Raw genomic sequence first — 10827 nt, 5'->3', positions numbered from 1 at the left:
CATGTACCGCCCGCGGATTGTGAGACACCGGTTTGAACCCTATGCGGCGAGAGCCGCAGGTGGAAGCTGCGCGGCCCGAATAGCCGCCGGTGAGCGGAAGCCGTGCCGCTCGATCAGCCACGTCTCGTTGTAAGTCTCACGAAATGCCAGCAGGGCTCGGCGGAGATCCTCGACCGTGTCGAAGCGCTTCACCCACAGCAGGTTCTCTTTGAGTGTGCGTATGAAGCGCTCGGCGCAGCCGTTCCCCTCCGGCGCACGCACAAAGGCAGGCGAACTCGCGATGCCCAGGAACGCCAGTTCTTTCTGGAAGTCGTCCGACATGTACTGACTGCCGTGGTCGTGCCGAACACTCAAGCCGGAGGCGCTCTTGGCCGCGAAGCTGCCGAAGCGCTGCCGCACACCCTGGCGGATCGGCTCCAGCGCCTCGAAGCGCGTGGCCCGCCGCGCTGCATGCAGGCCCACGCACTCGGCCGAGCAGTGGTCGATGGCCACGAACACCGCGGCCTGGCCCTCGCCAGTCCAGATGGTGGTCAGATCGGTGCCCCAGAGCGTGTCCACCGCGTCCGGGATGATGGTGCCGTCGTGGGTGCGCGGGCCGCGCGGCGCGCCGACGCGAGACGGGGCGAGCAGATCATGCTCGCGCATCAGGCGCAGGACGCGGCGCTTGGAGGTGCGCACGCCCGTGTGGCGCAGCCGCGCCCAGACCTTGCGGTGACCCTCGCCGTGGAAGGGGCTGCCGGTGAGGGTGGCGCGGATCGCCTCCAGCAGTGCCGCATCCGGCATCGGCCCGACCGGGCCAGGACGCCGCGCCGGTTCGGACCGAGCAGGAGAGAGGTGGCGGTGAACGGTGGCGCGCGACACGCCCCAGATCCGGCACACGCGGACCAGCCCGTAAGCTGTGCCGCTGGACGGCGAGACGGCCCGGCTCATCGCCGCGACCTCCTGCGGGCCAAAGGGCCGGGGCCGCGCGCCTCCAGGGCGGCGATCTTGGCCTCCAGCAGTTCACGCTCCAACAGCATCTCGCCGAGCTTGGCCTTCAACCGCCCGCTCTCCAGGGCTTCGGGCTCGGTGGGCCGGGTCGCCAGGCTCGCCTCGCCCGCGGCCAGAAAGGCGTCGCGCCAGCCCGACAGGGTCGCGGCGGTCACGCCCAGGCCACGCGAGACGTTCTCCAGGTCCTCGCCGCGCAGCAGTCGAAGCACCGCATCACGCTTGCGCTGCCGGGACATGCGCCCGCCTCGGCCAGGACCAGCCGCCTCTGCACCTGCCTTCACGTCTGTCGTCATCGTTCTCACCCCTGCCGCGGAGACCGTCCGCTTCTGGGGTGTCTCAAGCAACCGGGAGGCGGAGGATGGCTGGCAAAGGCGTCCGACGCCGTGCCGAAGGTGTCGATTAATCGCAGATGCTGCCCAGCTTCATCAGCATGAGGCGCGCCAAGCGACATTCGACCTTCACCGGAGGCGTCCAACTCGTACGCAAGAGGCAAGGCGCGGTCCTGGATCCGTTGCCGGGCACGCTCAGCCGCCTCTCGTTCGCGCTTGGTCGGCGCACGGGCGGAAGGCATTTCGGGCGTCGGCTGAGGCATCAGCGAACCTCCGTCCACATCGCGCTCTCGGACCGCGGCGAGGATGCGGATCATCGTGGTGTTAGCAGGCCCCTTGCCGATGGCGGCCGGGCTGCCTGTCACGCACAGCGGGGCGCGGCAGATCGAATATAGGGCAGAACGCGGCCTTGTGGGCGCGCTGTCGATGCGCAGCATCCAACCGCGACAACAGGAAGGTTGTGCACATCCGTCGGCTGACTGGGCGAGCCACCTGGACGCGCACTCCACAGCCAAGGTGGGTTTTTGGGGGTTTCTGGGGTTAACTCCAACCCAGCCTATAGAACTGTCACTGACAGTTCGCGCGTAGATGAGAAAAAACCCCAAATACCCCCAAAACCCCAGCTTGGCCGCGGCGCGCGTGGCTCGCTGGTCAGGGCGGCAGGCCCGATAAGCGCACCTCCCTGGTCCGTAGCGTGCTGTCCTCCGCGTCTCAGGACTGACCGCCCAACGGCAGCAATGCGCCACTTCCAGACCTTCGCTCAGAGCGGCCGGACTGGCTGCTCGACCTCCGACAACGGACATTCGAAGCCGGCAGTCGCCCTTGGGCTCCTCTCGTCGCTTCCTGGAAGATCCCGTGATCACCGCCGTGGTCAGCCGGCCTCGTGCCCCCGGGTCTCATCATGTTTGCGACGTCAGAGGGCACGCTGGCGAATGACGTTGCGCAGCACCCGCGTGAGGTCCTCGACGGCGTAGGGCTTCTGCAGCAGGTCGAAGCCCTGGCTGCCCTCCTGTGCCAGCACGTGGCTGTAGCCGCTGGCCAGTACCACGGGCAGGTCCGGGTAGCGCCTTCGGATCTCCTTGCCGAGTTCGACGCCGTTCATGCCCGGCATCACTACGTCCGAGAACACGGCCGCGAACCGGTCCGGGTGCTCCCGAAGGAGCCGGAGCGCGGCCTCGGCGTTCGGTGCCCAGGTCGTCTCGAACCCGAGTTCCGACAGTAACTCCGTCGAGAACTGCCCGACCTGCTCGTTGTCCTCCACCACCAGCACGTGGCCGTGCCCCCGCGCCTCGTCCGAGGCCGTGCTCTCGAGTGCCGCCTCGGCCACGGCGACTGGCACTCGCGGCAGGTAGACCGTGAAGGTGCTGCCCTCGCCCAGCGTGCTGCGCACCTCCACCTCGCCGCCCGACTGCTTGGCAAACCCGTAGACTTGGCTCAGCCCGAGCCCCGTCCCCTTCCCGACCTCCTTGGTGGTGAAGAAAGGTTCGAAGATCTGCGCGAGCTTGTCGGACGCGATCCCCGTCCCCGTGTCACTGACGTGCACCGCCACGAACTCGCCTTCCGCCCCGACATGCCCCCTGACCCGCGGGATCACGGCAATCGGCTCGGTGGTGACCGTGAGCTGGCCACCCTCTTCCATCGCATCCCGGGCGTTCGCCGCCAGGTTGACCAGCGCCGTCTCGAACTGGCTCGGATCCGCCTCGACGTAGCACACCTCGCACTCGGTGTTGGTGATGAGAGCGACGCGCGAACCCACGATGGTGCGCAACATGTCGGCGATGGCCTCGATCCGGCGCCCGACGTTGAACACCTCCGGCCTGAGCGCTTGGCGACGGGAGAAGGCGAGGAGCTGGCTCGTGAGCTTGGCGGCGCGACCCGCTGTCTCGGCGATCGCCTCCGCGTAGCGCTGACGCCGCTCCTCCGGCAGAGTCGGCCGGCACAGCATCTGCGCGGCCCCCCGGATCACCGTGAGCAGGTTGTTGAAGTCGTGCGCCACCCCGCCCGTGAGCTGGCCGATAGCCTCGAGCTTCTGGCTCTGGCGCAAGGCGTCCTCGGTCCTCAACCGGGAGGCGACCTCTTGGACGATGCGGTGCTCCAGCGTCTCGTTGAGCTGGCGTAGCATCGCCTGCGCCTGCTTCTGGCTGCTCAGGTCGTGCATGGCGCCGACCATGCGGATCGCGCGACCGTCTCGGTTCCGCAGGACGATGCCGCGATCCAGAACATCGGCGTAAGTGCCGTCCCGGCGCTCGAAGCGGTACTCGGACGTCCACCCTTCCGCTTGGCCGTCGATGGCAGCGGCGGCCTCGGCGAGAGCCCTCTGCAGGTCGTCCGGGTGGACCCTGGCTTTCCACCACGAGCCCGTGGGCTCGACCTCCTCGGAGCTGTAACCGAACAAGGTCTCGACGGCCTCGCTCCAGTGGATCTGGTCGGTGTCCAGGTTCCAGTCCCAGATCACGTCGTTGGTGGCCCGGGCCGCGAGCCGGTAGCGCTCCTCGGCCTCGCGAATTTCCTCCTCCGCCCGGCGCCGGCCGGTCTCGTCGCGCACCACCTTGAGGAAGCCGAGCTGCCGGCCCTCGCGGTCGCGCAGGATGTTGTTCGATCCATTCACGAAAACCCGGCTGCCGTCCTTGCGCTGATGCCAGCGCACATCGGCCGAGTGGCCGTCGCGTACGGCCTTGTCCGCTTCCTCCTTCGGGGCGCTGGCCTGTCGGTCTTCCGGGGTAAAGAGGACGTCGCCCGACCGCCCCAGGATCTCGTCTGCCTCGTAGCCGAAGGTGCGCGCGGCCCCCGGTGACCAGCTCGTCACCCGCCGCTCGGGGTCGAGGGTGAGGATGGCGTAGTCGGTCGCCGAGTCGAGGATGAGCTGGAGCCGCTGCTCGCGCTCGCGCAGGCGCTCCTCGGCCCGCTTGCTCTCGGTGATATCGAGGACGAACTCGATGGCGCCGTCCTCGAAACGCCTCGGAGCGAACAGGCCCCACCAGCGCGAACCATCCTTGCGATAGTACTGCTTCTCGTAGGGCTCCGCCTCGCCCAGGGTGAGCACCTGCTCGACAGCGCGCTCGGAGGCGGGCCAGAATTCCTTCGGGGTCAACTCGCGCCAGGTTCTGCCGAGCGCCTCCTGCTCGGTGAAGCCGGTCATCCTGAGGAAGGCCTCGTTCACCTCCGTGAGGCCGAAGCCCTGGCCCCAGCGGATGATGCCGACTGTCCTCATGGCAAGGCTCTCGCGCAGCCTCGCCTCAACGGCGCGCCGCTCCTTCTCGGCCAGGACCTGCTGCGTCGTCTCAAGGCAGGCACAGAAGAAGCCCTCGATCTGCCCACTGTCGCCCCGGACCGGTGTGTAGGAGAAGGCGAAGTGCGCCTCCTCGGTGACGCCGCGCCGGTGCATGATCAGCGCGATGTCGTCCATCTGAACCGCCTCGCCAGCGTAGGCCCGCTCGACGAGTGGAGTAAGGTCGTGTTTGATCTCGGACCAGACGTCGAGGAATGGGCGCCCGAGTGCGCCCGGATGCTTCTGTGCGAGAATGGGCACGTAGGCTTGATTGTGGATGAGGGTGCGCTCGGGCCCCCAGACGATGAACATCGGCTGAGCGGATCCATCGATGACGTCGCACAGGGTCTTGAGCGCAGCCGGCCAGATATGCGGCGGGCCGAGCGGGGTGGCGCTCCAGTTGCAAGCGAGTGCCACCCGCTCAGTAAAGGCGACGAGAGGGGGTGGAAGGGGCGAACTGGTTCGAGCTGTCATGCGCAGATGAAACGCGGTTGGTCGTCAAAGTTGCCCGACAGGGGTGATGGCCATCGTCGCGGGTGCGTCGGCTTGCCCCGGACCAACCTCAGAAGCTTTCCGAATGATCCCGCCACGGCGAAGCTATTGCTCCTGGCAGTGTCTCCCTGGGAGGCGGGAACTGCCGATCAGGAGATGTTGCGTATCGGGTCGCCAGGATGACGCCTCACGCGCGTGTTGCTCAGCGCCGCAGCTGATGCGCTCACTAGCCACGACACCGTGCTTCGTGGCGGTCCTGGCGTGCTGAGGCAAGGGCGTGCTCGCAGGTGGCGGATCGCGTATCCGTCCGTCACTGTTTCGACGCGCTGGTGAAACCGAGCGCTCGCAACGGCATCGGAGTACCTGGGTTGGCTGATGGCTCCGATGCTCCACTTCCGGGCCTTTGATAGGGCCGCCCGGATTGCCGCTCGACACCCGAAGGCGGCCCTTCGAGATCGGCGATAACCGCTATGGCGGCACTCCCGCTGAGTCGCACAAGGGCGGCGTATGGAACCAGCTGAATAACGGAATTCGCATAAGGTGGATGCTATCGAACCCGGATCGCGTCCTGCCGCCCGCACGTGAGTGGAACCGGCGTTGCCGACAACCTCTGCAGACACTGGTTGGCGTGAGAGGGCTGCTGCCCCGCGCGGGGCAGCAGCCCTCTCTGTGCCTCTCAGCGATGCCTGGCGGAAAGGCAGCGGCCCCGCGGTACCGAGGCAGTTCGGGGCAGCGCCTCGTCCTGCCACATTCCAAGCCCTCCCATTTGCATACGCGCAATCGATCTTAGTGTTGGGTCGCGCTCCTGGCACGTGCGTGGGCCAGGAAGAAGCGCATCATCTCCCGACTGGCATCGGGACCGCGCGGGTCGGTGTACGAGCCATTCGGGCTGCCGCCGGACCAGGCATGGCCGCCGCCGTGCAGCACCCACTGCTCCAGGATCTCCCGCCCAGCCCGATCGGCGTGGACGGTGCGCGTGTAGGCCACCCCTCCCGGCGACTCGCCGCGGGTCACGGCTTCGGTCAGCGCCGCATCGGATCTGACCTGTGCGATGACGTGGTCCCCATTGATGGGACTGACCGTCCGGTCGCCGTCGCCGTGGAAGACGATGGTCGGCACCGGCGGCCCGCCCCGCCTCGCCTGGACCACGCCGTTTCCGCTCATGGCGGCGAAGGCCGACGGCAAGTCCCTGGCGGCGCCGCAGGCCAGCCCCGAATGCACCCCGACGGCCGCGAACAGGTCGGGATAGGTCGCCCCCATGATCGCCGCCGCCGCGCCGCCCGCGGACATCCCGGCCGCGTAGACCCGGGTCGGGTCGGCCGAGAACTCCTCCACGACCGCTCGCGCGATGCCGGCGATCAGGGAGGGCTCGCCCCCGTCGCGCGTCTGCTCGCCGGCGTTGAACCAGTTCCAGCATTTCTGCATGTTCGCCGACTGGGGCTGGCGCGGGTAGGCGACCAGGAAGGTCTGCTCCTCGGCCAGGTCGTTCATCTGCGTGCCGGCGGCGAAATCGTCCGGGTTCTGGGTGCAGCCGTGCAGCATGATCACGACCGGGAGGGCCTGACCGGTGTAGCCGCTCGGGACGAACACCTTGTAGGTCCGGCTGCCCGCCGCATTCGCGAAGGTCCGCTCCTCGAACCGGGCGCCCTCCGGCACGGGGACCGGGGTCGGACGCCCGGACCCGAGACCCTCTCCCAGGCCGGAGAAGGCGCGTGGTTTGGCGAGACGATCGCGCAACGCCCGCATGGTCTCGGAAAGGTCCGGAAAACCTGCCGGCTGATCGGCGGGCGCAGATCCGCGGGCGGATTGTGCCTCCGCTTCGCTCGGTGCCGTCCAGGCACTCTCCGGCCCTGTGGGAGCCACCCATGTCGGTGGTCGGCCAGGAGCGCTTGGGGCTCCAACCGCGCCTCAAGGCCTTCCAGGAGCGCTTGGGGCTCCAACCGCGCCTCGACGCCTTCCTCTCTGGATCATCGTTTGCTGTGCGCGACGCTGTGCGCCCCTGGAGCAGCGCCATGGCCTCCGCGAGCTTGCCCGCCCGGGTGAGACGGGTCACCTCGCCCATGTCGATCTTGGTGAAGCTGTGCATGGTCGTGATCCTTCGAGGCCCGAAGCAGGCGGGAGCGCCGATCCAGGGGCGGAATGGGGTGAAGCGTCAGGCGATCCGGTCGGCGAGCGCGGCTTTCACCGCAGCGCTCGCGTGAAAGGCGCCGAGCACCTGGACCGAAGCGATGGCCGCGCGGGCCAGCTCGGGCGTGACGTCGTCGGCGATGCTGGCGAGGCCGAGGACCTGGATGTGAAGCGGCGTCCTGGCATCCCGTGCCGCTTCCAGATCTTGCCTGGTGAAATGCGCGAGCCCGAGGCTGAGCTGCCGGCGCGCCACGGAGTGGCGGATCGACTCCTCCTGCCGATCGAGCTGGTTGCGCACAGCGGTGCGGATGAAGTCGGTGCGGTTGGCATAGAAGCCGTCGCGCACCATCAGGTCGATGCGCCCGAGATCGACGAAGCCGAGGTTGACGGTGATCTTCTCGCTGTCAGGCGTTCTGGGCCGCAGTTCGTGCAGGTTGCCGGACATGGACGCCATCTCCCTACCATCCATTTGGATGGTAAGGAGATGGCTACGAGTATCATCGTCGGCAAGGGGAGCAAACGAACTCGGTTGCCTGACCATGCAGGTCGACAGGATCGCTCATCGCGAGGTGACGCTGACCTCGACACTCATGCTCAGGAAGGCGTTCGTTGCGCCAAAAAAGCTGCCGGCCACCGGCATGGCCTGCCGTATGTCGCGAGCGACGGCGACCGGGATCAGGTTCGCACTGCCCATGCTGCGGTTGGTTGGGTCGAACGTGATCCAGCCCGCGCCCGGCACGTAGACCTCGGCCCAAGCGTGCGTCGAACCGGCATCCGCGGAGCCTACCAGGGTCCGGCTCGGATCATGCAGGTAGCCGGAGACGATCCGCGCCCCGAAGCCGAGGCTTCGGACGGCTTCGACGAACAGGGTCGCGAGATCCCGGCACGAGCCTTGAGCGGATGACAGAGTTTGGCTCGGCGACTGCGTGCCTTCGTCCTCCCGGGCCCAATAGACGATGTTTTGAGCCACTCCGGTATTCAGATCCTGCAGCAGCGACAGGGTGTCGGTCGGATTGCCCGCGACGAAGCTCCGCGCCCAGGCTCTCAGCCCGCCGTTGTCAGGATATTGCTGAACCGTCAGGAGCCCGAGATCAGCCCACTCGTCATCGGAGTACCGGAAGGGATAGGAGGCCGCCGAGGCGGCGATGTCAAAGACTGGATAGGCCGCGGCGGAAAGCTCGACCTGTGCGATGCTGTCGACCACGAGCGTATCCGACAGTTGGCTGAATGTGGCGATTGCGACAGCATTGCCGAACACATCATTGGCCCAACTCAGCCTGGCGTCGGGCGACAAGGCGACGTTGCTGTTCACCAAGCGCACGTCGCGGTTCTCACGCGGCCGCAGCATCAGCCGATGAGGACCGAGGGACACGGGGTGCCGGTATCGGTAGAGAGTTCGGTGCCAGATGTGCAGGTCGACCATCGCTTGCTCCTCGTGCCGACCGGACCAGCACCGATGCTTCCGGCCGCGATCCTCGTCACCACCCCTCCAGACCGATCGATTGGTTCCGGCGCTCCTCGAAGCTGCGGCTTGCGACGCCTCCGCACTAAGGGACGTGGACGAGGACAGCTGCCATGGTGGTCACGTTAAGAAAGATTGTCTAGATGACGAACTTCTCGATTGAACTGAGCGTTGTTCCGGGCCGAACGTGCGGCCAATGCACAGTCTGTTGCCGAGTTTTGGAGATCAAGGCACTCAGCAAACCCGTGGGTATCCTGTGTCGTCATAACACTGGCACGGCATGCGGGATCTATTACGAGCGCCCAGAGGCATGCGCCCGGTGGCACTGCCTCTGGCGCAAGATCGGCGCCTTGCCGAATGAGCTACGGCCCGATCGGGCGGGAGTGGTGTTCTCGTTAGAAACTCAGCCACCGGTCGCAGATGCTCCTGAGGGGGCCTGTATCGTAGGTCGCGCCGTGGACGAGGTGCGAGCGTTTGATCAATGGGAGGCGGTCGAAGCGTTCGCCATGTTCATCCGAGAGGGATCATTGCCGGTGTGGAGGGTGTTTGACCAATCTGCGACCTTGCTGCACTCAGGCCAGCATAGCTTGACCCGGTGACACACCACCCCAGCCCTTCCTGGGAACGCAGGGACCTGCTTTCGGTCCAGGTACCGGGGCCGTTCGCATAAGAGCGGCGTATGGAACGAGAGAAGCCCGCCCCGGATAAGAGGCGGGCTGAAGGTCGCGATTGGTGCAGCGATCGTCTCTCCGCTGTTGAGCGCTTCCGCGACGGCGACATCAAGCACATCCCAATCGTAGCCGCGACCTTAGCACTGTCACGTCTAAAATATCTTCGCCGGTCTCCCGACCAGATGCTGATCGGGTTTGCACTGGGACGTAACCGAACCGGCGCGTGCAGATGAGCTGACCGCGGTATGATCAAGCTGTGGTACGCTTGCCTTCAAGGAGGCCGGGGATGCGGGACGAACTCCGTCGCTTGATCAGCGTGATCCTGGAGGGCATCGTTCTGGATGAAGGGTTCGCGCGCGAGCTGGCCGAGATCGCGCACCAGTGTCAGCAGGACGGCAATCCGTCTGTCGCGCGCGGGATGCAAGCTCTCAGCCGCATGCACCGGGTCAAGGGCATAGAAGGGCGCGCCAAGCTTGCAGGGCTCTGCGCGCAGTACGCTCACATCCTGGACGAGAGCGCCTAGTACACAGACGCCGATGAACGCAGCACGCCCTCGCTCACCAACTAGTTGCGACCGCGCGAAAAATCACGCTGAGCTATGTACGTTTTGAAGGCGTCAGTGCACTGTGCATCCCGGCCTTGGCGAAGGATCGCCCTAGTCGGGATCCAGCCTGAGCGTTGCCCTCGACACGTGCCGAGCCTGGGGCCGCGGGCCACGCGAACGGGGCGGACGAGCCCTTCGCGTGGGTGGCGAGCCAGAGGACGTGCCGGCGGCCGCTCGTCCCGTTCGAGCGCAGTCGGATCTCGTCCACCTCGAAGCCCGTGTTCTGCAAGCGCGCCTTGAACTTGCGGTCCGGGCTGCCCGACCACACAGCCAGGATGCCGTTCGGGCGCAGCGCGTAGCGGGCGCGCTTCAGGCCCCAGACATCGTAGAGACGGTCGTTCTCCGGGCGCGTCAGCCCCTCGGGCCCATTGTCGACATCGAGCAGGATAGCATCGTAGTCGGCCGGCACCTGCTGGATCACGCGCTTGACGTCGTCCTCGCGCACTTCGACCCGCGGATCGTCGAGGCTGCCCTCGAATACGTGGCTCAGCGGACCACGCGCCCACGCCACGACGGCCGGCACCAACTCTGCCACGACGATCCGTGCGTCCGGTCCCATGGCCGTGAGGGCGGCGCGCAACGTGAAACCCATCCCAAGCCCGCCGATCAGGATCTTGGCCCGCGGGCGATCCTGCAGACGAGTACAAGTCAGGGTCGCCAGTGCGGCCTCGGATGTGCATTCACGATTGCTCATCAACTCGATGGAGCCGACGCAAATCTTGAACTCATGACCACGCTGCATCAGGCGCATCGGTTCGCGTTCGCCCGGAATGGCGACGCTATCCAGTTGAACCCATTCGATCACAGGAGGGAGCCTCGGATTGGCTTGAGGAGGAGTGCTGTCCAGCAGGGAGCCGTTGATGGCCACGAGAGCCTGATCGTGC

General features: G+C 66.7%; 6 protein-coding genes and 1 pseudogene. 1 reads left to right on the top strand and 6 read right to left on the bottom strand.

The genetic code is table 11. The annotated features are described in order from the left end of the window. Positions 1–39: 39 nt before the first annotated feature. The 5 genes and pseudogenes from MET2598_RS0122745 to MET2598_RS0122720 form a co-directional block, all read right to left on the bottom strand. Positions 40–1283 (bottom strand): IS3 family transposase gene (locus MET2598_RS0122745; RefSeq protein ID WP_085984585.1). Its coding sequence is split into 2 segments (ribosomal slippage): positions 40–959 and positions 959–1283, totalling 1245 coding nucleotides; the frame shifts between segments, so codons are not numbered across the junction. Positions 1284–2232: 949 nt separating this feature from the next. Beyond that, the gene (locus MET2598_RS37180; RefSeq protein ID WP_051086525.1) at positions 2233–5004 is read right to left on the bottom strand and encodes a hybrid sensor histidine kinase/response regulator; all 2772 of its coding nucleotides are present in this window, start codon (positions 5002–5004) and stop codon (positions 2233–2235) included. Positions 5005–5865: 861 nt separating this feature from the next. After that, a pseudogene (locus MET2598_RS37175) lies at positions 5866–7165 on the bottom strand (extracellular catalytic domain type 1 short-chain-length polyhydroxyalkanoate depolymerase). 66 nt (positions 7166–7231) lie between these two features. Further along, complete coding sequence (locus tag MET2598_RS0122725) at positions 7232–7651, bottom strand: CopG family transcriptional regulator (RefSeq protein WP_018262477.1); 420 nt, start codon at positions 7649–7651, stop codon at positions 7232–7234. Between the two features lie 114 nt (positions 7652–7765). Continuing rightward, a complete protein-coding gene (locus tag MET2598_RS0122720) occupies positions 7766–8629 on the bottom strand; it encodes a transglutaminase family protein (protein ID WP_018262476.1) in 864 nt (287 codons plus the stop codon). A 996-nt stretch (positions 8630–9625) separates the two neighbouring features. Between MET2598_RS0122720 and MET2598_RS0122715 the strand changes: the two genes are divergently transcribed. Then, positions 9626–9862, top strand: coding sequence for a hypothetical protein (locus MET2598_RS0122715; protein ID WP_018262475.1), 237 nt, complete (start codon positions 9626–9628; stop codon positions 9860–9862). Positions 9863–9935: 73 nt separating this feature from the next. On the opposite strand, the gene MET2598_RS37170 is transcribed toward MET2598_RS0122715, so the two are convergent. Continuing rightward, a complete protein-coding gene (locus MET2598_RS37170) occupies positions 9936–10811 on the bottom strand; it encodes a spermidine synthase (RefSeq protein WP_442918997.1) in 876 nt (291 codons plus the stop codon). Positions 10812–10827 lie beyond the last annotated feature (16 nt).

Source organism: Methylobacterium sp. WSM2598 (genome assembly GCF_000379105.1).
Taxonomy (GTDB): Bacteria; Pseudomonadota; Alphaproteobacteria; order Rhizobiales; family Beijerinckiaceae; genus Methylobacterium.
The sequence above is the reverse complement of the archived record's forward strand: the minus strand, read 5'-3'. Positions and strand labels throughout refer to the sequence as shown.

Excerpts from the sequence above, each read along its gene's own strand:
- MET2598_RS0122720 (WP_018262476.1), bottom strand. The coding sequence starts at position 8,629 with ATGGTCGACCTGCACATCTGGCACCGAACTCTCTACCGATACCGGCAC.
- MET2598_RS0122725 (WP_018262477.1), bottom strand. The coding sequence starts at position 7,651 with ATGTCCGGCAACCTGCACGAACTGCGGCCCAGAACGCCTGACAGCGAG.
- MET2598_RS0122715 (WP_018262475.1), top strand. The coding sequence starts at position 9,626 with ATGCGGGACGAACTCCGTCGCTTGATCAGCGTGATCCTGGAGGGCATC.